Raw genomic sequence first — 21740 nt, 5'->3', positions numbered from 1 at the left:
AACCTGTCCTACAATAGTAGCAAATTGAAATTGGTTTGACAACTATGAAGCAAGTGACAACGCGAGTATCAGATAGGGAATATGAGCATTTAGCCAAATTCGGCAAAGTAACACAAACAACCCAATCTGATGTAATTCGCGAATTGATTAGAAAGTTGTTAATCGATGGCATATTGAATCCCATCGATTAACCGCCTATCCATCTCACGCTAATCTGGGTACAGATATGGCGTGAGGCGTTAGGCGTTAGCTAACCAAATCAAGGGTTGAGGATAGCAGAATCAATAAAATTTTCCGCCGATGCACTTGTCGCCTTGGGGATTTGGATAACTGGACGGTTGAGAGCAATCATCAGAGGCTCCGCCGCCTCTTCTGTTAGAGGAGTTTGAGCCAACCGTGGCATAAACTGACTCCCAGGGAGAATCCCGGAAAAGGCACTGACAAACATCGCCGCGATCGCAGCACCACCCCAAACCATCGTGTTCCGCATCCGGCGGCGATCAATGCGGGTAAACACCTGATTCGCCGTCTCTCGAGCGGTTACCTGATTTGCCGGTATGGGAAGCTGGTGCAACCCTTGGCGTAGCTTCATCAGTCGAGCATACAAGTGCTGGCTATTGGCATCCCTTGCCAGCCACTCTTGCACTTGATAGCGCTCAGCTGCTGTGACCTCACCATCAATATAGGCGCTGATGAGTTCAAAGCGATCGCGCTGTAGACTATCCATTTCTCTGGCAGTTTCTTGCCCTGAACCGTTATGAGCATCAAAATTAGAGTTCATTTTAGATCACCACCGAGTCTTCACAAGCGCTCAAATAGGGTACCGTTATCGTCTGTAGCATCCTCCCACACTGACTCTAGCCGAGAGAGGGTGTGGGCTTCCTTTGTCGTAATCTTGCAATTACGCTTAGAGGCATTTTATAGTGAGGAGATGCAAGCACCCCACTTTTAAAGTTGATCGGGTTGTCAGGTTTGGCTTTTACCGATAACTTGCCAGCTTTTGCAGCGTGACAAATAGTAGTTAAAAGTTGACATTAGCCAGTGTAACGCAAGACTGGGGTTAACTAGTACACCCTTCATGGGATTGGGATCAAGCAGTTGGGACTACTTTACCTAAGATGTTATATATCCCATCATAGAATGAACCACGGTTTAGGGGAACAGTTTCCCCATTATAATCTGGAGACAATTAAGCCTCTAGATAGGGTTGCAGTTGAGATTGTAGTCTTGAGCGGGCACGAGCGATACGCGACTTGACGGTTCCCAGGGATACGCCTGTAATTTCGGCAATTTCTTCATAAGCCATCCCTTCAATTTCTCGCAAGACAATAGTCGTGCGGAATGCTTCAGGTAAGTCTTTGATAGCTTCTCGTAGCTGGGCGTAAAATTCCCGCGTTGCCATATTGTCTTCCGGACTTGGCCCATCAGCAGCAATTTCCCAATCCATCTCACCATCATTCATCTGACGCGGTGCATCCAGTGACAATGGCGGAGCTACCCGTTTGCGTTTACGCAGCTCATCATAGAAAAGATTGGTCGCGATCCGGCTCAACCAGCCCTTAAATTTGACGGGTTCATTGAGGCGCTTAATATTCCGGTAAACTCTAATCCAAACTTCTTGCGCCAAGTCGGGTCTGTCCTGCCAATCTGGAGCAAGATGGTATAAAATCTTCTCCACATGGGACTGATATCGGCGCAGCAGTTCAGCAAAAGCAGCCCGGTCAGGAGTAATACCGTCCTGACAGCGCAAAATTAAATCGTAGTTCGAGAGTTTGTCAGGTTGCACCGTCACATTATTGGGTGTGACCTCAACCGGTGACCAGGATAGAGAAATCGATTGGCTCATGGATGGAATGGGTGCTAGAACATCCTTACTCTCCACAGACGCCTGACTTCACGTAGAGTTCCCGCTCAGATTAGCAAAGGCTTGGTTGGGGTGAATAAACTAACTTTTAATTATCTCTATTCAAACCTACCAAATACATCCTCCAAACGGGTAGTGTTTCCCGTCAAGTCCTACTGTGGCATCTGGAAAAGCCTATCATCATTCTTCTAGAGGAAAGACATCCTATCCGGAAAAAAGGGTTTGGCGGTTTTTCCTGTCAAGTTTAAAGTGGTTTTGATAGGTTAGACTTGTCCCGGTGTGATACCCTCCTAAGCAATTATGGGCGGAACCTTCTCACTCAAAACTAGCTTGATGCTGCTTTGCTTTGGAGCAGCAGGATTATTATTGTCAGTGGCTTGGCAACAACGTCAATCGATACCACTCCCCTCTGAGATTGCCCAATCGGTTCAGAGGACATTTCTGGATGGAGAGAATGAGAGTGACTTGGATTCGCCCCAGCCACTGGGGAAGTACGGTGAATGGATGAGAAAGCGAATGACGCTTGATTGGGGATGGGGAGTAGATGCGCCTGTTCCCTTAGCCGGATTAATTTTACCTCATCCAGGTTCTTCTGAGGGAAACGCGATCGCACAAGCATTACCCCTGACTCCCCATCTGAACCAGGCAATAGCCGCTCTGAATGTGCGCTTAGTGGTGGATTTGAGTGATGCCAAGGTGTATAGTTACTGGGGGGAGCAAGAACTCGCTAGCTATCCAGTTGCTGTGGGTCAACCGGGTTGGGAAACCCCTACAGGTAGCTTCAAGGTTCTCCGCAAGCAGCGTAATCCCATCTGGCGACAACCCATCACTGGTGATTTAATCCCGACTGGACCGGATAATCCCTTAGGCGATCGCTGGATTGGATTTTGGTCTGACGAACACCATCAGATTGGCTTTCATGGAACTAATGATGAAGATCTCGTGGGTAAGCCAATTTCTCACGGCTGCTTACGGATGCGAAATACTGATATTCAGGCGCTGTATGAACAAATTCAAGTTGGAACGCCTATCTTAGTACGGAAATGATTCGTCATTGGTCATTGGTCATTCGTTAGGGAACAGATTGACATCCTCCCCCTGCTCCCAGACGCGCCATGGCGCGTCTCTACATGCTCCCCCTGCGTCTCTATTGACTTTTGAGATCAGATTTGGGTTCAAAGTTGGGGGCGTAATCTTGGAGTAAGGAACTCACCTGCTGGAACAAATCTTTGCCGCTACTTCTACGAATCGCTTGGCGTTCAGAGCCAAAATCAGGTCGATGCAGATTTTGCGTGATCGCGGTATTAACTTGCTGAGTAATCAACTCTTGAAGTTCTTCTTTGGCTCGTTGACGTTGGTATTTTGCCCCTTCTTCTGTCGTAGCATACAGAGGGGGGAGTCGATTCAGAGCATAGGCGGCGATATCACCCACATCCAGCACTTGGTCAGTGGTTGCTTCAATTTCCGCCACTTGCGCGATCGCTTCGGTGAGTACCAACTCCTCCATCACGTTAATAAACTGCTTGCGAGGAACGGCGACAACTTCACCCGTCAACAGCGCTCCCATCAGGCGATCCAACGCCATATATTCTTCGATCGAAAGCTCTGATGCTGTATCACAAATACGTCCAACCTCAGTTTCCATGACTGGGGTTAAGTAACCATCTTGCAGAGCTTGTTCTACGATTTTTTCAATACTCATGGTAGTTGGATTGTGTTGCCCATTCGTCGCTCAGATCAGGGGAGACTTACCAGAGTTTACCATGAAGTGACATCTCCTACACCAACCTGCGTACAGGTGGTTGTGCTAGGCTTCGCAACCAATCCGGCTATCGCTATTGAGGCGTTGCACTTTAAGGACTGGATGACCCTCAGCCCTGTTTTTGATATTTATAGCTGCATTATGATCGCCGTCAAGTCTACAACCACAATAAGGACAGTCTGGAGAGCGAATATGCCGCTTTTTAGGTACTTTCTCGTTGCACTTGGAGCAATCTTGTGAAGTCTTATGAACACTTACAGAAACAACCAACAAACCAGCTTTTTCGGCTTTATTTGCCAGTATTGACAGAAAACGATTTGTTAAACCAACCCCACAAGTGCATAAGATTCGGGAAAACTTCAGAAAAACTTAAACACGGTTTTATTCGATACCTTCAAATCTCCAGGGAACTGGATCTACGGCAATGCCATGAACATACAGTCCCCAGTGCAAATGCGGTCCGGTAGAAGCCCCTGTTGATCCCACTGTACCAATTCTTTGACCGGCTTGGACAAAATTTCCTTGTTGAACGTCGATCTGATTGAGGTGCAGCATAATACTCAATACTCCTTGACCATGGTCAATTCCTACTGTATTACCATGCACCTGAAACCCCTCGGATTCTCGTCCCACTAACGCCACTCGTCCGGCTGCGGGTGCAACGACAGGCGAACCCGTCCCGGCGGCGTAGTCAACGCCTCGATGATAATAATCCTCAGCGAATACTCCGTTATAATAACGACGCACGCCAAACACCGTAGACACTCGACCCGCATTAGGTTTAAGCAAAGGTCCATTCCAGAACTTTTGGGGCGTCACCAATGTTTTAAACTCAGCCACCCGATTGAGTTCTAGTTCGGTGGCGGATCGGTTGGCGCCACCTGATAGTCGGATGCGTTGGGTAGGAAACGAACGATTTCTCAGGGATACAGCCAGGTTCCTCACCTCACCATCCCCAGTCACTTGAAGTTGCAGACTTCCAGGTTTATCCAGAGGACTGGTTGGGAGTAAGGCGCGATAGCGATTAGCGGCGACAGGAAAGGTGGGATAAGTTTTTTGCCCCATGGACACCCTAGGCGGTTGAGTCGTGGTTTGAGTTTCAATCATCACAGACAGCGTATCCCCTAACTGTGGACTTTCTGGGGTTACGCGCACTTGCAGCGCGATCGCAGCTTGACTCTTGATCGCCAAAACTGTTGCTATACCTACAGTTAACGCTGTAGTCCACCGTCCTTTGATCCCCCATGGTTTGGCAAGGAAATCTCGCGGAGTGACTAGAGGCGGTTGACTGGGAATTCCTGAACTGTGGGTGTTGAGTCTGGCTTTTTCAATGTCTTCAACCATTTAGCGTCTTGAACCTCAATTCAAACTGTTACCACAAAATAAGGCGATCGGGTAAGTTCCAACCGTTGAACTAAAATACATGATATCTGGAAATGCCAGTTTATTAAGAGGATGTCACATGAGAGTTATCCTGTCTGAGTTCACTCTGGCAAATTTCAAATTGCTCAGAATGGTGATGGCAACATCCGTCGAACCACAGCTCAACGATTTGTTGTCGCTGTTAAAGGGCTCTCCCGTACTTATAGTGATAATAAAAAATTATCAGTAAAGTTAAAGTCTTACACTACAGTACTTGTAGGTTGGGTTGACGAAGGAAACCCAACTTATTAGCAACATAAGCAGAATATCTCTCAAATTAGGGAACTTGATACATTGATTAGTTAAAGTTATCACACCAAGTACGGGAGAGCCACTGCTGCTTGGGAGTCAAACTGATATAGGAGGCTTGAGGGTAAGCCATGTCAACAGAAAGCTCCTAATGAACATACACATCGACTCGGCATGAGCGCGTCTTACCTCTTTTTTACCACCCCAAGGGGTGGTCAGTCACTTCTGCCGGGATGCACTAGGGAATTGCAGTCCAATCGAGGGCTGGGCGGGTTGGCGCGATCGCTGGGAAACTGAGGAGTCTAATACAAGGTTTTGATAAGATAGAGAATCATCTTATATTACGGTCGTCCAAAGTTACTGACCTTAATCATTAATTCATTTAACTCGACAAGGAGAATATCAATACATGAACATTTCACCATTTCTCAATAAAAAGCTCGCTCGACGTTTTAAAGGATACGACTTTGATGGCAATGGCTACGCCGAGAAAACAGATTTCGAGCAGGCTGTTGCCAGGATGTGCGAGGCATTTGGTCATGGACCTGATTCCGCAGCGCGACAGCGGTTATATGACCTCACCATGCAACTTTGGCAGCGTCTTGTCACCACTGCCGATGCCAATGCAGATGGTCGTATCAGCGAAGCCGAATACAAGAATGCATTTGCCAACAGTATGCTTGTAACCCCTGAAAACTTTGAGCAAGGCTATCGTCCGTTTTGCGAGGCGGTCATGGACATCGTCGATGTCGATGGCGATGGTCGTCAAAGTTTAGAGGAATATGAACTTTGGATGCATACGTTGATCAACGTGCCAAAGGCCGATACACGTGTGGCTTTCCGCCTGATCGATAAGGATGGCAGCGGCTATATCACCACCGATGAAATGGTGGAGGCTATCCGCGAATACTACTTCAACGAAGACCCGCAATCGATTGGAAGCTTGTTGCTAGGTCCGCTTGATTCCTAACCGGCACTAGATAGGGTGAAGGTCGCCGAGTGACGAGGGATGGCTCGATCCGCCCGTTGACTCCAAACCCGGTTTTTTAACACAGAATGTTGCCGGAGTTAACAAAATGTTGGAAATCTTAAGAAAATTTGTATCCTAGAAGGATATAGCACTTTAATTTTTATAACGCACCGGTGCAAGAAGACTTCCGACTGATTATCGACTTCGTATCTGTTCTGGCGTCAGCAGCGGCTGGCGGACTCTTGGCATCCTCATGCCGTCAACCCCCGCTCTTGGGCTATATCGTCGGGGGGATGATTGTCGGTCCTGCGGGTTTGGGTCTGATTAAAGAGGTCATCCAAATTGAAACCCTGGCTCAGTTTGGTGTGGCATTTTTGCTCTTTGCCCTAGGGGTGGAGTTTTCCCTGGCGGAACTGAAAAAAGTGCAAAAGATTGCCTTAGGTGGTGGTGGACTCCAGATCGTCCTGACGATCTTAGTCACCACATTAGTCTCTCTGGGTATGGGTTGGGTCACGTCTCCCGCCCAAGGTGTGTTTTTGGGAGGAATTTTGTCGTTGTCGTCCACGGCGGTGGTTCTCAAATGCTTGATGGAACGCAACGAAACCGAAACCCCCCACGGGCAGGTGATGCTAGGCATTTTGGTGGTGCAAGACTTGGCATTGGGGTTAATGTTGGCGGTACTCCCGGCTTTAGACCAACCCAGTGAAGTGATTGGCATAGCCGTAGGACTTGCCCTATTGAAAATTGGTCTATTTGCAGCCGGTGCCATCGCTGTAGGGATATGGTTGATTCCTTCGTTATTACGATTCCTTGCCCGTACTGAAAGCCGAGAGTTATTTTTACTCGGAGTTGTGGGTTTATGTATGGGAATTGCCCTGTTGACGGAAGAGTTGGGACTTTCGATTGAAATGGGGGCGTTTGTCGCGGGGTTAATGATTTCCGAGGTGGAATATGCCGATCAAACCCTAACTTATGTCGAACCTCTGCGGGATGTCTTTGCTGCCCTATTTTTTGCGGCGATTGGGATGCTAATTGATCCTATTTTCCTGTGGAATAACCTGGAATTAATTTTGGGATTGGTCTTGCTGGTTTCGGTGGGTAAGTCTTTAATTATAACACCAATTGTTAAACTATTTGGCTATCCCTTAAAAACGGCAATTCTGGCAGGTCTAGGGTTAGCTCAAATTGGGGAATTTTCCTTTGTGTTAGCTAGTGAAGGGCAAACCTTGGGACTGGTTTCTCGCTCGGTGTATCTTTTAATTTTAGGAACAACGGCGGTGACGTTAATTGTGACACCGTTTCTGTTACGATTAACACCCTTAGCATTGAACTGGTTAGAAAATTTCCCGCCCTTAAAACGGTATTTTGAACCAATGGATGCTCCCAAAGACATATCCGTGAATAGCCAACAGCTAAAAGACCATGTGGTGATTTGTGGGTATGGGCGCAGCGGTAGCAATTTAGTGCGACTGATGCAGGAACATAATTATCCGATTTTGGTGGTTGAGCAGTCAGAGCAGGTGATTGGGCAATTACGAGACGCGGGAATTCCTTATGTTTACGGTAATGCGGCTAGTTTACATGTTTTGGATAAAGCTGGGGTAGAACGGGCAAAATCCATGGTGATTGTTTTGTCTGATGCCATGAGTAGTCGGTTATGTTTAAAGCGATCGCTAGAATTAAACCCGAATTTAGATATCGTCGTGCGGGCGAATAAGGATCGGGATATCGAACTTTTGTACCAACTGGGGGCGCGAGAGGTGGTGCAACCAGAGTTTGAGGCGTCTTTGGAGTTAGCGACGCATTTGATGTCAGGAATTGGTGTACCCAATTGGGTAATTCAGCAGGAAATGGAAAAAATTCGCAGTTCTCATTATCTGGATTTGCGCCCGGAACAACCTCAGTCTCAGATTGCCCGAGATTTGCGGGCAGCGGCTGAGATGATGAATAGTAAGTGGTATGACTTGCCAGAGGATTCTCCGCTGACGGGTATGACGTTAGAACAAGCCGATATTCGCCGTTTGACTGGGGTTAGCTTGGTGGCGATTCGTCGGGCTGAAGGTGAGGAAATCGATTATCCCGATTCTGGGGCGACTCTGGAGGAAGGCGATCGCCTTTTGGCGGTGGGTGAACCCGATGAACTGTCTGCGTTTAAGAAATTGGCAAAGGGAGAAATGACAAATCCTGCCACCAGCAGTCCCTGTCAGTGGGTGTTGATACCTCCAGAAAGTCCCGCCCATGGCAAAACCCTGTCCCAGCTCCATTGGCGGCGTCAATATGGGATTCAGGTGCAAGCAATCCGCCGAGAAGGGAGGTTTATCCCTTTTCCCGATGGGAATGCCGAAATCCGAGAGCAAGATCACCTGTTATTGTGTGGCGGAAGTTATCCGCTAAATCAATTACAGGACTGGTTAGCACCACTCCCTGATGATAGTGTCGCTGATGTCCCGGTTCACCAACAAATTCATGATGTTAGCTGATGCGTAGACTATTCGGCAAATTCAAAGGGATTGTCAGCACTCTCCACCGTTTGGGAACTCGCCACGGCAGACTCTTGGCGTACTTGCAGGGATCGATTTACGCCACCGCCTCCCTTAGGCTTGATATAGGCGATCGCATGCTGCCAAATAATAATCGGCTGCTCCTGTTCATCCAGAAGACAGATGCAGGATTGATCTTGCCAGCGCAGTCTGCCCATGAAGATTTCATTTGTCATGAGTTTGAGTTCAACCTCTTGGGCGTCTCGAATCAAGCTTTGAACTTGACGAACACTAGGTAGATTGGTGGACAATTCACTCATAATTAGATGGTTAAGCTGGAGACGATAATGGCGATTGAATTTACAAAGTACCACGGTTTGGGGAATGACTTCATTCTGATTGATAATCGGTCAAAGCCAGACCCGCTAATCACTTCAGAGCAAGCCGTGCAGTGGTGCGATCGCAACTTTGGCATCGGTGCTGATGGTGTGATTTTTGCCCTACCAGGACTTGAGGGTACTGACTATAGTATGCGGATTTTCAACGCGGATGGCTCAGAACCGGAAATGTGTGGCAATGGGATTCGTTGTTTAGCTCAGTTTTTAGCGGATTTACAGGGAGTCACCGATTCAACGGAGTACCGGATTCATACTTTAGCTGGGGTGATTACGCCAAAACTGGAAGGAAATGGCAAAGTTAAGGTGAATATGGGTATGCCTCAGCTTCTGGCATCTCAAATCCCGACAACCTTGGCTCAAGCTGATCAAAAGGTGATTGACGTTCCCTTAGATGTCGGGGGGAAGGTTTGGCAGGTCACTTGTGTGAGTATGGGCAATCCTCACTGTATTACGTTTGTGGAAGACGTGACGGCTATTCCTTTGGAAAGTATTGGTCCAAAGTTCGAGCATCATTCAGCCTTTCCCAAACGGACAAATACCGAATTTATTCAAATTGTGCGCCCCGATTATATCAAGATGCGCGTATGGGAACGGGGGGCTGGAGCTACCTTGGCTTGTGGTACGGGGGCTTGTGCGGCGGTGGTTGCTGGGGTATTGACTGGAAAGTGCGATCGCGCCTGCACAGTGGAACTTCCTGGGGGGTGTTTGGATATTGAATGGTCCCAAGTTGATCAACGAATTTACATGACAGGACCCGCGCAGCGAGTGTTTACGGGTACGATGGCGTGATTGCTGGCGCTATTGCGGCGGGCATGGAAATACTTGAGCAGCTTCGTAGATACGATGAAGCTGGGGGATCTGGGGTTGTAGAGACGTAGCATGCTACGTCTCTTAGCTGGGGGAGATGTTAGCTGTTGGCGTTATTTCTGCCTTCTTGCACTAGATTTCCAACTACACTCAGTCGGGGCGGGTTTAGTTACATCTTTTGTGAGGTAAGAAACGGTAATAGTAAAACCTGCCCCTACACAAAATTTAAATTTTGATTCCTCATACTTTTGCCGATCAAAATATTGTAATCTAGCCCATCGTTCCTAAAAAAAAGGACTAGGTGCAATGGGTTTATACTCAACATAGATTGATTTTAATCTATTTTAGACTTAATCATTAGTCGCCTAATGACCAGTCACCGGGAACGACTATTATTCAGCAAACATGAGTGTTCTTTGCCCTCAATTACACCAGCGACTCGCCACCCCTCTGAAAATTGGTTCGTTTGAAGTTAAGAGTCGCGTTCTCCAATCCCCTCTCTCTGGTGTCACGGATTTGGTATTCCGTCGCCTGGTGCGCCGCTATGCGCCGGAGTCGATGATGTATACGGAAATGGTACATGCAGCCGGATTGCATCATGTCAAGGGTTTATCCAAAATAATGGATGTTGATCCGAATGAAAAGCCGATTAGTATTCAGTTATTTGACTGTCGCCCCGATTTTCTGGGAGAAGCCGCCCAGAGAGCCGTAGCCGAAGGTGCGGATACGGTGGATATTAATATGGGATGTCCGGTGAATAAAATTACCAAAAAGGGAGGGGGTTCATCCTTACTGCGAGAACCGGAAACAGCAGTGGCGATTGTACGGGCGGTGGTGGAGGCGGTATCTATCCCGGTTACGGTGAAAACGCGGATTGGCTGGAGTGATGATGAAATTAATATCCTCGACTTCGCCAAGCGTATGGAGGATGCGGGGGCGCAAATGCTAACCTTACACGCCCGTACCCGCGCCCAAGGGTATAAGGGTGAGGCGAAGTGGGAGTGGATTGGTAAGGTTAAGCAGATTCTGTCTATTCCGGTTATTGCTAATGGCGATATTTTCTCGATAGAGTCAGCCGTGAAATGTTTGGAACAGACGGGGGCGGATGGGGTGATGTGTTCGCGAGGAACGTTGGGATATCCGTTTTTGGTGGGAGAAATTGACCATTTTCTGAAAACGGGGAAACGACTAACACCACCGACGACGGCGGAACGGCTAACCTGTGCTAAGCAACACTTACAGGCTTTATGGGAGTATAAAGGCGATCGCGGCATTCAGCAAGCCAGAAAACATTTAGCGTGGTATACTAAAAGTTTTGTGGGAGCCAGCGACTTGCGAGATCAGCTTAGTCGCATTGATACTGTGGAACAGGGGGTGACGTTGATTGACAGTGCGATCGCGAAGTTGTAATCTAGGGATGATGGCAAGCCCAGGTCAGTCCTGTCTCACCGGATAAGGAGACAGGTTTGATTCCTTATGAACTAATCGTTACTATGGGAGCAGTCGTTAAAGTATTCAAATAACTGTGTCCAGCGGTATCAGTCGCCTCTAAAATGACTAGGTTGATGCTTATGTGTCAGGGTTAGTCAATCGCAGCCAATAATTGTCAAGACGGTTAAAGTGTTTGTGCTAATTTCATGAGTGAAACCGTCCAAGTTACCTTGGAATTACTCACTGGTCGAGCAAGTGTCGCCTAAGCGAAGTTACATAGTGATGAGCATCGCTGATGGTTTCAATAGGCTAATTTTGTTAGAGATTGAATTGGATGATGATCATCATCCATTAGTTACTGTACGCTAGAAGGAGGATATAATATGACCCAAGTGGTTGTAGGCGAAAATGAAGGAATTGAGTCAGCGCTGCGCCGATTTAAGCGGCAAGTGTCCAAAGCAGGAATTTTTGCAGATATGAAGCGCTTGCGTCACTTTGAGACGCCGATTGAAAAGAAAAAGCGCAAAGCGGTGGCTAGACGGCGTAAGCGGAGAGTCCGCTAAGAGATTTCTCAATTTCTTTTCATACAAACAGACATCCCAATCGGGGTGTCGTTTTGTATAGTCGCAAAAACCATAAAATTAACCTCATCCCTACTCGGCTAACACACTTGGGTAGGGATTCCGCTATTTGCTGAGTTAGCTTAGCGGTTTTTGACACTTTCTTCAGCTTCTCTTTTCCTGTTCCCTGCCCCCTTGTTTTATAATAAGCCAACAAAATGGAGAGGTCCTTGACCACTAATTAACTCCAAAACTAAAGCCAGAAAGCCAATCATCGCCAAACGACCATTCCACACTTCAGCCGCCGTTGTCATACCCCATTCCCAACGTTCTTGAGGATACATTTTAACTTTTTTGCTGGGACGTACAACTTCAGCAAATGTTCGTGGCGGCGTGTTTAAAGCGTCTACGACTAAGGTGGCGAGGGATTCAATAAAAACGGGATGGGTATTGAGCGCTGGGACCCGCTGGAAGTTGTGAATCCCGGCTTCTTCGGCGATTTCCCGATACTCAATATCAATTTCTTGGAGGGTTTCAATATGTTCAGAGACAAAGCTAATCGGGACAACTAGCAAGTTTTTGACCCCTTGATTCCCTAACTCTTTTAATGCGTCTTCAGTATAGGGTTGCAGCCATTCCACAGGTCCCACCCGGCTTTGATACGCCAGGGTATGAGAGTTGGGACGGTTGAGCGTCTGCATAATTAGCGCTGTGCAATGCTCAATCTCTTGCTGGTAGGGGTCTCCAGCTTCTGTGACATAGCTACTCGGAACACCATGGGCGCTGAAGAAAATATGAACGGCGTCAGGATCATCAAACCGTTGCAGTTCCACATCAATTAAGTCCGCCATGGCTTGCAGGTAGCCCGGTTCTTGATACCAGGAGGGAATAACCGTGTATTCAATTTGGTTGAGTTTAGCATCATTCTGCCAAAGTTGTTCCAGAAGCCGGAAACTGGAACCACTGGTACTGATGGAAAATTGCGGGTATAGGGGTAAAATAACTAATTGTTCAATGCCATCGCGTTTGGCATAGGCTAGCGCTTCTTGGGTGAAGGGATGCCAGTAACGCATACCTACATAGATATTCGCCTCTTGCCCCTGCTGCTTTAACTTCTCCTGTAAAGCTTGGGCTTGGGCTTCAGTGATGTGCCGCAGAGGGGAACCCCCACCAATTTGGCGGTAATTCTCTTGCGACTTCTTTGCCCGCATTGTCGAGATTAACCAAGCCAGGGGCTTTTGCAGCCAGGAAAAGGGCAGGCGAATAATTTCGGGATCGGCAAATAGATTAAACAGAAAGGGGCGGACATCCTCTAAATTATCCGGTCCACCTAAGTTAAGTAATAATACCCCAACACGACCCATAGCGATCACGGCATTCCAAATATTTCATATTTGTTACTGATTTTAACAATATATGCTGGTAATGGTCTGAGTTTTCCGGAAAAAATCTAGAATCTTGATCCTAGCAGAACCATGGCAACCCTATTAAGACCGTTAAGTTATAAGTATCAGTGGCTCTATGACACCATTTCTCGATTAGCCGCCACAAGCGTGGGTGGAGAACGGCGATTCCACCATCTGCCTTTGCAAGGTTTAACAATTGACTCAGAAACGCAAGTGTTAGACCTGTGCTGTGGCGGGGGTCAGGCTACCCGCTTTCTGGTGGAGTATTCCCAGAATGTCACCGGACTAGATGTTTCACCCTTATCACTGCAACGTGCCGAAAAGAATGTACCTCAAGCCAAGTATGTAGAAGCCTTTGCCGAGGATATGCCCTTTGGCGAGAATCAGTTTGATTTGGTGCATACCAGTGTAGCACTACATGAGATGCCGCCGTCAGTGTTGCAGCAAATTCTCAAGGAAGTGTATCGGGTGCTTAAACCGGGTGGTGTGTTTACGTTGGTGGATTTCCACAAGCCGACTAATGTTTTATTTATACCGGGAGTCGCCCTGTTTCTGTGGTTATTTGAAACGGAAACGGCTTGGCAGTTATTGGAGACGGATTTGGTGGGATTGCTGAAGCAGACAGGGTTTACATCCTGTGAACAGCGTCTGTATGCGGGGGGAAGTTTGCAGGTGATTCAGGCGAAAAAGTGAGTACGAAAAGCATGGTTTGTAGGGGCTCACTTTCACTACTATAGTTTCTTCCCTGACCCCAATATTAACTAAACCCGCCCCAATCAATTATAATTTTTCCTGGAGTTCAGCGACTTGGGCTTCTAAGTCTTGAATCCGTTCCTTGAGTTCGATGACTAGGGTGGCTAGTCGGTCAAACATTGGATCAGATGATAAGACTCGCGGCGGTGTTCTGGGAGGGACTGATGGTGCTGGCGCTGGTGGGTTGGGACTACGATTTGGGCTGGGAACTTGCCGAGTGAAGGTAGCAAGCTGAGACTCGATGCGGTTGATTTGCGATCGCAACTGGAAATTCTCGGTTTCTAGGCGAGAGAGGCGTGAGGCTAAAGCGGCGGTGGATTGGGCGGAAGTTAAAGGGGGAAAGATAAGAATTCCTATAAGGAATGCTAGGCAGATTATACCAACTTTTTTAAGCATGATGGTTTAGGGGTAGTGGTAGAGCGATCGCGAATAAGCTTATCCCACTTTCTATGTTGCCAAATTCGACAACCAAGTATATGTTTGCCTGGGGAATTTGAGATGGACAAGGTTGAGATGGGCGTAAGCGGATTGATTCAATAAAATAGGATACTCTTGGCGTCGTTTTTGATAGGTTTGCAGCGCCCATAGGAGAATAGAGTCCCGGCTGAATGTGAGTGTCCAAGTTTCGCGATTGCCATTCCAGAGTTCTTCTTGCTGGACAACTCGCCGCCATGTTCGCCGCACTAATCGTGTCATAATTACTAATAGGCTGTAATCGAGCCAAATGACTGTATCGGCGCGACTCCAGATAATATCCCGCACTTGGCTATAGTTGCCATCAACAATCCAGCGATCGCGCTTAAGAGATTGTTCAACCCGTTGGCGGAATATATTAGTCGGGACTTCTGTCCAATTTGCTTCCCAGTGAAGGGAGTCAAGTTCAATATGGGGAATGGCAAGACGTTGGCAGAGTTGGCGGGCTAGGGTAGTTTTGCCACAACCTGATGTACCGATAATAGAGATGCGTTGAGTGTGAAACATGACCAAGTTCTTAGTTTGGATGAAATCCGAGAGGGGGTAGGTGTTTTTCTAGGCAGGTTTCATTTTAGGGCTGTATTCCTTATGTGGTATGGGTTTAAGGGATTTTGCGTCACATTGAGGTTCTCGGAAACGCTGAAAGTATTACTGGGATTGGGTTTTAGTCGGTTGGCTCCAAGATTTATCTTGTCGGCTGAAGCCGGAAATGATAGATTAAGTAAATGCTCTCGGATCTGTACATTGAAAACTAAATAGAGCAAGCGTTTCTGAGGCGGGCAGTTGAAACGCCCCTGAATCCCTATCAGGGATTGAAACCCAAGATGGTGTAAGCTCGCCTGCGGGCGAGATACGTTGAAACGCCCCTGAATCCCTATCAGGGATTGAAACAATTAAACAAGCTGGGCGAATGGAATTCGCAGCTACACAAACAAAGTCCGCCTTCGCGGACTTACAACTTGTACTTTATCGGAAACCAATAGAAGCAGGTTTTTACCTATAAACGCGATTTATAACTACTAGGAATGATTTAATTAATCAGTTAGCCATTAATTCCCAAGTAGAAATTATTGATTTCTGGCGATGGTGAAGCGGCTGATTTCTGATGTAGTTAGCTACCTGATCAAGATTATCATGGCTAACACTGAATGCGCCGTAGCTGCCTTGCCATTTGAAGAATTCCCCTGGCTTGATTTCATGGGTAACTAAATGAGAAGAACTTCCTTTAACTTGTTTGATTAAGTTGGAAACCGCTAGAGTAGGGGGAAAACTTATTAATAGATGTACATGATCTTCAATACCGCCCAAGGCAATAACCGTACATTTTAGCTGTTGGCATTCTCCAATAATTGCTGCATAAACTGCCTCCTGGATATCGCTCGTAATCAAAGGCAATCTATCCCAAGTTGCCCAAACACAATGAAGATATAACTGCGTGAAATTAGACCTCATATTTCTTGAACCCGCCCTTTGCTTCGCTCAAGGGTAAACTCCGGTGGGTTTGGTTTTTGTAACCATGATTTCTAATTGCACCTAATATCATGTCCGGTCTTGGCATAATTTTACATAGAATTTGCTCTCATTTTTCTTGAACTCTTGAACCCGCGCAGGCGGGTTTTGTTTGTGTAGCCGCGATTTCAATCGCCCCTTTGTTTGTGTAGAAGCTGAACCGAACCATCGCCCTCACGTCGTATACTCAGCATTAATCTTCACATAGTCATAACTCAAATCACAGCCCCACGCCTGACCCGTACCCGGCTCATTGCCAATACTCACCGAAATTAAAACAGTATCCTCTTTCAAATACGCCCCACTTGCGGCATTTTTCAAATAGGCACTCGCTGCATCTCGGTCAAAGGGTAAGGGTTGACCCTTGTCCATTAACACAAAATCCCCCATCTGAATCCGCAACGCTTCCTGGGAAAAAGGGACACCCGCACGCCCCGCCGCACCTGCAATTCTCCCCCAATTCGGATCACGACCAAATATGGCAGATTTAACCAGGGATGAACCCGCAATTGTCCGGGCAATTTGACGCGCAGCTTGATCATTGGGTGCGCCTGTGACTTGTACTTCCATCAAACACGTCGCCCCTTCTCCATCCCGTGCGATCGCCTTGGCTAAATGTTGACATACCGCCGTCAGCATCGCCTCTAACTTTTGGGCATGAGGTCCCATTTCCGTAATCGCTGAGGTGCGAGATTGACCATTCGCCAAAGCAATGAGGGTATCGTTGGTACTGGTATCCCCATCGACGGTAATTTGATTAAAGCTTTTATCCGCCGCCCGACTTAACATTTTTTGCCATAAAGGTGTAGAAACCACCGCATCACAGGTAACAAACGCCAGCAGCGTTGCCATATTCGGGTGAATCATCCCTGAACCCTTGGCAATTCCACCAATCCGTACTGGGCGATCGTCAATCGTGGTTTCCAAGGCAATGGATTTTGTCACTAAATCCGTGGTAATAATCGCTTGGGCTGCAGCATCGGAACCCACTTCTGATGCTGATTCCACCAGTTGGGGAATTCCGGCGAGAAGAGTATCCATGGGAATACGCTTTCCAATCACACCCGTGGAGCCTAATAATATAGACTCTGGAGAAATGTTCAGGGCTTGTGCCAATGCTTTAGCGCAGTCCAAAGCATCCTGCCATCCCGCTTCCCCTGTTGCCGCATTCGCTTGACCCGAATTCACTAAAATAGCACGAGCGCTGGCTTTTGAATGCAAACGCTGACGACAATAGGTAACTGGTGCAGCACAAACCTGATTTAGAGTAAAGACTCCGGCTGCGATCGCCTCCACATCAGACATAATCAATGCCAAATCCGGCAGCCCTGAAGGCTTAAGTCCAGCCACTATTCCAGATGCTCGATATCCTCTCGGTGCTGTGACGCCACCTGTAATTTCCTGCCAATCTGACATGATGCTTCCCCCTCAACTCGTAATAGTAGTTCGAGTAGCGATTATATCAACTCTCAGGGGGTCAGTAATCGATGAATTTCACCTTTTGTGCTGTAAGTCTGTCCTACAGTCTTTGATTGAGCCATAACAAATAAAAAAGAGAGCCACTCAAAGGACTCTCCCAATTATCAGGGTGCATCTATCTGTCACACTATATCATTTTTGGAGTTAGGGGTGTCACCCCCTTTTCTAAAATTTTTGCAGAACCTAGCCTAGGTTCGTAGTCGGTACACTTTGTATCATCAGCACTTCCGGGCTTAGGATCAATCCTTAAGTCAGTGCCATTCGACTTAAGGCTGGTGGGCAATGCCCACCCTACGGTATATCAAAGGTTTTGGTGATCTCACACTGTTTATGTCAGCGCCATTGCTCCTAAGATAGATGTTCTGACCCAGTTTAAAATGTGAAAGTGAGGGAAATCAGAAGGAGAATCGCTATGGCTCAATTAAACCAACAAAAATGCGAAGCTTGCACCAAGAATTCATCCCCCGTTAGCCAAGAAGAGATCGCCCAACTTAAACCGGAAATTCCCGACTGGAACCTAATTCAGCCACAAGGGGAAGCCCGCTTAGAACGCTCTTATGAATTTCCCGATTTCAAAACAGCGCTCACCTTTACCGACAGTGTTGGTGAAATTGCCGAGGAACAAGGACATCACCCCGCTATTTTAACCGAATATGGTAAAGTCACTGTAACCTGGTGGACTCACGCGATCTCCGGCTTACACAAAAACGACTTTATCATGGCGGCAAAGACGGATGATATTGCCAGTGAGATGGCGGACTGAGGTGCAGGGGGCACAGGGACGGAGGGTGCAAACAAATGACAAATGACAAAACAGCCCCTTCCCACCTAGAATGAGACGAATCAGGAGTTCCCTAATTTTATAATCATCGAAGACCTATGACTCATCGCCCTATTATCCTCGGTATTGTCGGTGATAGCGCTGCTGGCAAAACAACGCTAACACGAGGAATTGCACAAATATTGGGCGAAGATGAAGTCACAATCCTCTGCACCGATGATTACCACCGCTATGATCGCCAGCAACGGGCGCAAAAAGCGATTTCAGCCCTCCATCCTGACTGTAACTATTTGGATATCATGCAGCAGCATCTGAGTCTGCTGCGAACTGGACAATCAATTCTCAAACCTATTTACAACCACAACACCGGCACCTTTGAACCACCGGAGTACATTCAACCCCGCCGATTTGTCATTGTTGAAGGATTACTCGGTTATTCCACTCGCTTAGCGCGTGAGTGCTTCGATGTCAAGGTCTTTTTAGCACCACCAGAATCTCTGCGGAGTGAGTGGAAGATTAAGCGGGATACGCGCAAGCGGGGATATACGGAAGAACAGGTACTGGAACAGTTGAGACAACGGGAAGTGGATTCTGAAGAATTTATCCGTCCCCAGCGTAAGTGGTCAGATATGGTGGTCAGCTTCTATCCCCCTGACGAGTTATCAGAGGAACAGAGTGATTTAATGCTAAATGTGCGGTTAGTCCTCAGACCGACGATTCCCCATCCAGACTTTACCCGACTCCTGAGCCCCAGCAAATCCCATCTAAGTACAGCCATTCGCCTAGAATTAGACCGAGATATGGGTAAACCTGTAGATGTTCTGGAAATCGATGGTCATGCGACAGAGGAACAGGTACGGGAATTAGAACGGATTTTATGTAGCGAAATTCCTTACTTGGGTAAATACTGCACATTAGAAGGTGATCCTGATATCGGTAAGGTGACGGGAACTACAGGGGAAATACTCCAGAGTTATCCCCTAGCTTTAACCCAACTGTTGATTACTTATCACATGCTCAAAGCCGCTCATATTTATCAGTCCAGTGAACCCGCGTTAACTTAACTCGCTTTTTATCCAAGGGTTTGCATAGAGGGCGACCCGACCCAATTGAGTGGAGTGGTATTGTTAATTTATGCAAGCGGGTCGCCCCTACAGATACTCAATTAGAAATCAGCAAAGGTGTAACCTACGCCGAGGATGATACCGACATCGGTCTGATCTTCGATAAAACCAATATTGATTGACCCATTGGCGACAAACGATCGCGACAAGGGTACATCCACACCCCCAGTGAGTAAGAATCCGATGTTGTCATCCGCATCCGTTGACAAGGCGATACCCCCGCCTAAAAACGGGGCGAAGCGGATGGGTTCAAAGGGATCGACGCGAGGAATGACAAAGTCGTAAGTGAGCGGCACCATAAAGACGGCATCATTGCCAATTATCACACCAGGTCGCAGGGATAGGTTACGAGACAATCCGATTTTGCCATTTATAACAAAACCAGCATCCCCTAAACCCGTCTCACCACCCCCATCGTTAGCGTTATTGTCGTCATCGTCACCTTCGGTTAAACCAATGTTGACACCAACCCCCACATAATTGGGAACCCGATCAGGTCCTCGGCGGATATCCAGATCGGTTTGAGCCAGAGTCTGCGATTCATTTAACACGATTTCTGAGTCCTGAGTCGGCTGTAGGGTCAGCGAATCAGCCGATGAGGTCAGGGTTTGGGGGACAGGTTGAGTTGCGAGAGCATCGTCTTGACGAGTGAAACTCTTTAGAGATGAGGCTTGAGCTTCCGAAACCCTTGGATTTACCGAACTCGGGGTTGCTGCTGGATTGCTGGGGAGTCCTTTACTCCACGATACAGAATGAGTCGGCGATTCTACAGTAGCACTGGGTGTAAGTGTAGCTTGTGAGAGTGAAGACTCAGCCGGAAGATTGACCGCACCCTGAGTCAGTGCGGGATCACCCGTCAATCGGTTAACCCAAGCATTGGCGGGTTCAGCCGTCCCCTCGGTGCGTACCTCAGCCGCGATGGATTCTAAGCGAGTCAATGATCCGCCCTGACTGGATACTTGAGCGTTAACGGGTAACCCATGGTTACCCATGGCGACTATCCCTAAACCCACGCCGTAAGTAGTGGAGCGTAAAAGATGATGTTTCAAGGTCACTCCTCAACAAAAAATTCAAAGGTTGAAATTAGCAAAGCCGATTTGCTTATATTGTCTAGGATTGCCCTTTCCTAGCCACTAAGTCAATATACTCATTGCGTTTACGACCTTTTGAGAAATAAAAGGGAGAAGGTCTTGATTTTGACTATGAGTTTTGCTTTCAGTAAATACAACCAGTAGATAAGGTAAAATAGACGGGATCTCGATGTAAGCCGCATCATGTCGCATTGGGGTTGAATACCCGGATTTAGACCATAACTGAGCCTCTGGTGGAAGACCACCGCCTAAGAATCCTGTAATCTGATTATGGGGGTTATCCTGGAGAGTGGCTGGGTTCAGGTTGCGTTTTAGCAGGCTCATCATCAATTGCGATCGCACTCCAGAAACCGCCACGCCACCAACGATACTATGGAGTAGCCGTGCTGTGGCATTCGTGGTTAACATATTCCGATTTTCCATCAATGTTCCCATAAATCGCCGTTCCCGACCATAGGGTCCATCACTCCAGGTTTTTTGATTGACGTTAATTGATTCTAAGTCTTGCCAACCGAGAGATTGAAAGTAACGATTAACGATATTACGTTGTAGTTTCCAGGTTTCCAACGGACCAGGGGTTAACTCTGGACCACTGGTTGTCCCACTCAAGACATCGACGACTAAACTTAATGCATCATGGCTAGAGTCAACAATCATATTCTGAATCCCTCGATTCAGTTCATCGGATTGTCCAACCATGGAAGTTTCTAACCATTCTTGGATGGCTACCAGATAAAATAGGGCAACCAAATCTGCTGGGTAAATTCGCTCAACACCCCGATAACTAAAGCCTCGGACTGGATATTTCCAAAATTCATCGGAAGAAAGCGCCCCTCCTGTATTTACGGGGATGGGGGGATCATAGACAATCCAGGTGAGAGCGATTTGATTGCGGGCGAATCCAGGAAACTCTAACCAGGTGGCTTCGAGAATCTCTGTGCCAATTTTTTCGAGTTGGTCGTCCTTACGAAAGAATGTCATAATCGGGTCTCAACGAGTTGTGTCAACTCTTGCCAATATGGTTGTATTCCAAGAATTATGTCACGAACCCAACGCTGACCGATACGAGCGGTACAGCGTGGGCTTGAGAGAAATCTTGTGCCTTCGTGATTAGCCTCAGTATTCCGACGAAAGCAAGGAATACTACGTTGAGCGGAAATATATAGGCACCGTGAAGTAC

Annotated in this window: 22 protein-coding genes and 1 pseudogene; 10 read left to right on the top strand and 13 right to left on the bottom strand. The window is 47.3% G+C overall.

Going from position 1 to position 21740, the window contains the following annotated elements; all coding sequences use genetic code 11:
* The first annotated feature begins 44 nt into the window (after positions 1–44).
* Entirely contained in the window at positions 45–191 is a 147-nt protein-coding gene (locus tag RID09_RS12115) for a hypothetical protein (protein WP_446336197.1), read from the top strand.
* A gap of 68 nt (positions 192–259) precedes the next feature.
* Here RID09_RS12115 and RID09_RS12110 read toward each other — a convergent pair whose 3' ends face one another.
* Positions 260–781, bottom strand: coding sequence for an anti-sigma factor family protein (locus RID09_RS12110; protein WP_446336196.1), 522 nt, complete (start codon positions 779–781; stop codon positions 260–262).
* 408 nt (positions 782–1189) lie between these two features.
* A complete protein-coding gene (locus RID09_RS12105; protein ID WP_446336195.1) occupies positions 1190–1846 on the bottom strand; it encodes a sigma-70 family RNA polymerase sigma factor in 657 nt (218 codons plus the stop codon).
* Between the two features lie 318 nt (positions 1847–2164).
* Between RID09_RS12105 and RID09_RS12100 the strand changes: the two genes are divergently transcribed.
* A complete protein-coding gene (locus tag RID09_RS12100) occupies positions 2165–2911 on the top strand; it encodes a L,D-transpeptidase (RefSeq protein ID WP_446336194.1) in 747 nt (248 codons plus the stop codon).
* Between the two features lie 100 nt (positions 2912–3011).
* Here the strand turns inward: RID09_RS12100 and RID09_RS12095 are convergent, their stop codons facing one another.
* The 3 genes and pseudogenes from RID09_RS12095 to RID09_RS12085 form a co-directional block, all read right to left on the bottom strand.
* On the bottom strand, positions 3012–3566 hold the full coding sequence (locus RID09_RS12095) for a late competence development ComFB family protein (protein WP_446336193.1): 555 nt from the start codon (positions 3564–3566) through the stop codon (positions 3012–3014).
* 105 nt (positions 3567–3671) lie between these two features.
* A pseudogene (locus RID09_RS12090) lies at positions 3672–3944 on the bottom strand (zinc ribbon domain-containing protein); the annotation flags it as partial.
* A 63-nt stretch (positions 3945–4007) separates the two neighbouring features.
* Positions 4008–4970 (bottom strand): M23 family metallopeptidase, encoded by a 963-nt coding sequence (locus tag RID09_RS12085; RefSeq protein WP_446336192.1) that lies wholly within the window; start codon positions 4968–4970, stop codon positions 4008–4010.
* A 736-nt stretch (positions 4971–5706) separates the two neighbouring features.
* Here RID09_RS12085 and RID09_RS12080 point away from each other — a divergent pair.
* A complete protein-coding gene (locus tag RID09_RS12080) occupies positions 5707–6267 on the top strand; it encodes an EF-hand domain-containing protein (RefSeq protein ID WP_446336191.1) in 561 nt (186 codons plus the stop codon).
* Between the two features lie 173 nt (positions 6268–6440).
* Positions 6441–8747, top strand: coding sequence for a cation:proton antiporter domain-containing protein (locus tag RID09_RS12075; protein ID WP_446336190.1), 2307 nt, complete (start codon positions 6441–6443; stop codon positions 8745–8747).
* A gap of 8 nt (positions 8748–8755) precedes the next feature.
* Here the strand turns inward: RID09_RS12075 and RID09_RS12070 are convergent, their stop codons facing one another.
* Positions 8756–9067 carry an Hfq-related RNA-binding protein gene (locus tag RID09_RS12070; RefSeq protein WP_446336189.1) on the bottom strand — a complete coding sequence of 104 codons (312 nt, stop codon included), beginning with the start codon at positions 9065–9067 and terminating at the stop codon, positions 8756–8758.
* Positions 9068–9094: 27 nt separating this feature from the next.
* Here RID09_RS12070 and dapF point away from each other — a divergent pair, with 27 nt between their 5' ends.
* The 3 genes from dapF (at position 9095) to rpsU (ending at position 11946) form a co-directional block, all read left to right on the top strand.
* Entirely contained in the window at positions 9095–9934 is an 840-nt protein-coding gene (gene dapF / locus RID09_RS12065; protein WP_446336188.1) for a diaminopimelate epimerase, read from the top strand.
* A gap of 423 nt (positions 9935–10357) precedes the next feature.
* Positions 10358–11362, top strand: a complete 1005-nt coding sequence (gene dusB / locus RID09_RS12060; RefSeq protein WP_446336187.1) for a tRNA dihydrouridine synthase DusB — start codon at positions 10358–10360, stop codon at positions 11360–11362.
* A gap of 404 nt (positions 11363–11766) precedes the next feature.
* Positions 11767–11946: a 30S ribosomal protein S21 gene (gene rpsU / locus RID09_RS12055; protein ID WP_006098158.1), complete on the top strand. Its 180-nt coding sequence runs from the start codon at positions 11767–11769 to the stop codon at positions 11944–11946.
* Between the two features lie 197 nt (positions 11947–12143).
* Here rpsU and hemH read toward each other — a convergent pair whose 3' ends face one another.
* Positions 12144–13307, bottom strand: a complete 1164-nt coding sequence (gene hemH / locus RID09_RS12050) for a ferrochelatase (protein WP_446336186.1) — start codon at positions 13305–13307, stop codon at positions 12144–12146.
* Between the two features lie 111 nt (positions 13308–13418).
* Between hemH and RID09_RS12045 the strand changes: the two genes are divergently transcribed.
* A complete protein-coding gene (locus RID09_RS12045; protein ID WP_446336185.1) occupies positions 13419–14042 on the top strand; it encodes a class I SAM-dependent methyltransferase in 624 nt (207 codons plus the stop codon).
* 87 nt (positions 14043–14129) lie between these two features.
* Here the strand turns inward: RID09_RS12045 and RID09_RS12040 are convergent, their stop codons facing one another.
* From RID09_RS12040 to argJ, 4 genes are all read right to left on the bottom strand, one after another.
* Positions 14130–14498, bottom strand: a complete 369-nt coding sequence (locus RID09_RS12040; RefSeq protein WP_446336184.1) for a hypothetical protein — start codon at positions 14496–14498, stop codon at positions 14130–14132.
* A 51-nt stretch (positions 14499–14549) separates the two neighbouring features.
* The gene (locus tag RID09_RS12035) at positions 14550–15083 is read right to left on the bottom strand and encodes a shikimate kinase (RefSeq protein WP_446336183.1); all 534 of its coding nucleotides are present in this window, start codon (positions 15081–15083) and stop codon (positions 14550–14552) included.
* A 531-nt stretch (positions 15084–15614) separates the two neighbouring features.
* Complete coding sequence (tnpA, locus tag RID09_RS12030) at positions 15615–16028, bottom strand: IS200/IS605 family transposase (protein ID WP_446336182.1); 414 nt, start codon at positions 16026–16028, stop codon at positions 15615–15617.
* Between the two features lie 231 nt (positions 16029–16259).
* A complete protein-coding gene (gene argJ, locus RID09_RS12025; RefSeq protein ID WP_446336181.1) occupies positions 16260–17501 on the bottom strand; it encodes a bifunctional ornithine acetyltransferase/N-acetylglutamate synthase in 1242 nt (413 codons plus the stop codon).
* Positions 17502–17976: 475 nt separating this feature from the next.
* Here argJ and RID09_RS12020 point away from each other — a divergent pair, with 475 nt between their 5' ends.
* Both RID09_RS12020 and RID09_RS12015 read left to right on the top strand, forming a co-directional pair.
* On the top strand, positions 17977–18327 hold the full coding sequence (locus tag RID09_RS12020) for a 4a-hydroxytetrahydrobiopterin dehydratase (RefSeq protein WP_446336180.1): 351 nt from the start codon (positions 17977–17979) through the stop codon (positions 18325–18327).
* Between the two features lie 116 nt (positions 18328–18443).
* Positions 18444–19409, top strand: coding sequence for a phosphoribulokinase (locus RID09_RS12015; RefSeq protein ID WP_446336179.1), 966 nt, complete (start codon positions 18444–18446; stop codon positions 19407–19409).
* A gap of 101 nt (positions 19410–19510) precedes the next feature.
* On the opposite strand, the gene RID09_RS12010 is transcribed toward RID09_RS12015, so the two are convergent.
* Together RID09_RS12010 and RID09_RS12005 are read right to left on the bottom strand one after the other, a co-directional pair.
* On the bottom strand, positions 19511–20518 hold the full coding sequence (locus RID09_RS12010; RefSeq protein ID WP_446336178.1) for a hypothetical protein: 1008 nt from the start codon (positions 20516–20518) through the stop codon (positions 19511–19513).
* Positions 20519–20602: 84 nt separating this feature from the next.
* A complete protein-coding gene (locus RID09_RS12005) occupies positions 20603–21541 on the bottom strand; it encodes a serine hydrolase (RefSeq protein ID WP_446336177.1) in 939 nt (312 codons plus the stop codon).
* Between the last annotated feature and the right edge of the window lie 199 nt (positions 21542–21740).

It is taken from the genome of Coleofasciculus sp. G1-WW12-02, assembly GCF_040219735.1.
Lineage (GTDB): Bacteria > Cyanobacteriota > Cyanobacteriia > Cyanobacteriales > Coleofasciculaceae > Coleofasciculus.
The sequence above is the reverse complement of the archived record's forward strand: the minus strand, read 5'-3'. Positions and strand labels throughout refer to the sequence as shown.

Bases quoted from the DNA above. Each gene is read 5' to 3' on its own strand.
- RID09_RS12015 (WP_446336179.1), top strand. From the start codon at position 18,444: ATGACTCATCGCCCTATTATCCTCGGTATTGTCGGTGATAGCGCTGCT.
- RID09_RS12095 (WP_446336193.1), bottom strand. From the start codon at position 3,566: ATGAGTATTGAAAAAATCGTAGAACAAGCTCTGCAAGATGGTTACTTA.
- RID09_RS12080 (WP_446336191.1), top strand. From the start codon at position 5,707: ATGAACATTTCACCATTTCTCAATAAAAAGCTCGCTCGACGTTTTAAA.
- RID09_RS12045 (WP_446336185.1), top strand. From the start codon at position 13,419: ATGGCAACCCTATTAAGACCGTTAAGTTATAAGTATCAGTGGCTCTAT.
- RID09_RS12020 (WP_446336180.1), top strand. From the start codon at position 17,977: ATGGCTCAATTAAACCAACAAAAATGCGAAGCTTGCACCAAGAATTCA.
- hemH (WP_446336186.1), bottom strand. From the start codon at position 13,307: ATGGGTCGTGTTGGGGTATTATTACTTAACTTAGGTGGACCGGATAAT.
- RID09_RS12040 (WP_446336184.1), bottom strand. From the start codon at position 14,498: ATGCTTAAAAAAGTTGGTATAATCTGCCTAGCATTCCTTATAGGAATT.
- tnpA (WP_446336182.1), bottom strand. From the start codon at position 16,028: ATGAGGTCTAATTTCACGCAGTTATATCTTCATTGTGTTTGGGCAACT.
- RID09_RS12035 (WP_446336183.1), bottom strand. From the start codon at position 15,083: ATGTTTCACACTCAACGCATCTCTATTATCGGTACATCAGGTTGTGGC.
- dusB (WP_446336187.1), top strand. From the start codon at position 10,358: ATGAGTGTTCTTTGCCCTCAATTACACCAGCGACTCGCCACCCCTCTG.
- RID09_RS12100 (WP_446336194.1), top strand. From the start codon at position 2,165: ATGGGCGGAACCTTCTCACTCAAAACTAGCTTGATGCTGCTTTGCTTT.
- RID09_RS12105 (WP_446336195.1), bottom strand. From the start codon at position 1,846: ATGAGCCAATCGATTTCTCTATCCTGGTCACCGGTTGAGGTCACACCC.
- argJ (WP_446336181.1), bottom strand. From the start codon at position 17,501: ATGTCAGATTGGCAGGAAATTACAGGTGGCGTCACAGCACCGAGAGGA.
- RID09_RS12085 (WP_446336192.1), bottom strand. From the start codon at position 4,970: ATGGTTGAAGACATTGAAAAAGCCAGACTCAACACCCACAGTTCAGGA.
- dapF (WP_446336188.1), top strand. From the start codon at position 9,095: ATGGCGATTGAATTTACAAAGTACCACGGTTTGGGGAATGACTTCATT.
- RID09_RS12110 (WP_446336196.1), bottom strand. From the start codon at position 781: ATGAACTCTAATTTTGATGCTCATAACGGTTCAGGGCAAGAAACTGCC.
- rpsU (WP_006098158.1), top strand. From the start codon at position 11,767: ATGACCCAAGTGGTTGTAGGCGAAAATGAAGGAATTGAGTCAGCGCTG.
- RID09_RS12115 (WP_446336197.1), top strand. From the start codon at position 45: ATGAAGCAAGTGACAACGCGAGTATCAGATAGGGAATATGAGCATTTA.
- RID09_RS12070 (WP_446336189.1), bottom strand. From the start codon at position 9,067: ATGAGTGAATTGTCCACCAATCTACCTAGTGTTCGTCAAGTTCAAAGC.
- RID09_RS12005 (WP_446336177.1), bottom strand. From the start codon at position 21,541: ATGACATTCTTTCGTAAGGACGACCAACTCGAAAAAATTGGCACAGAG.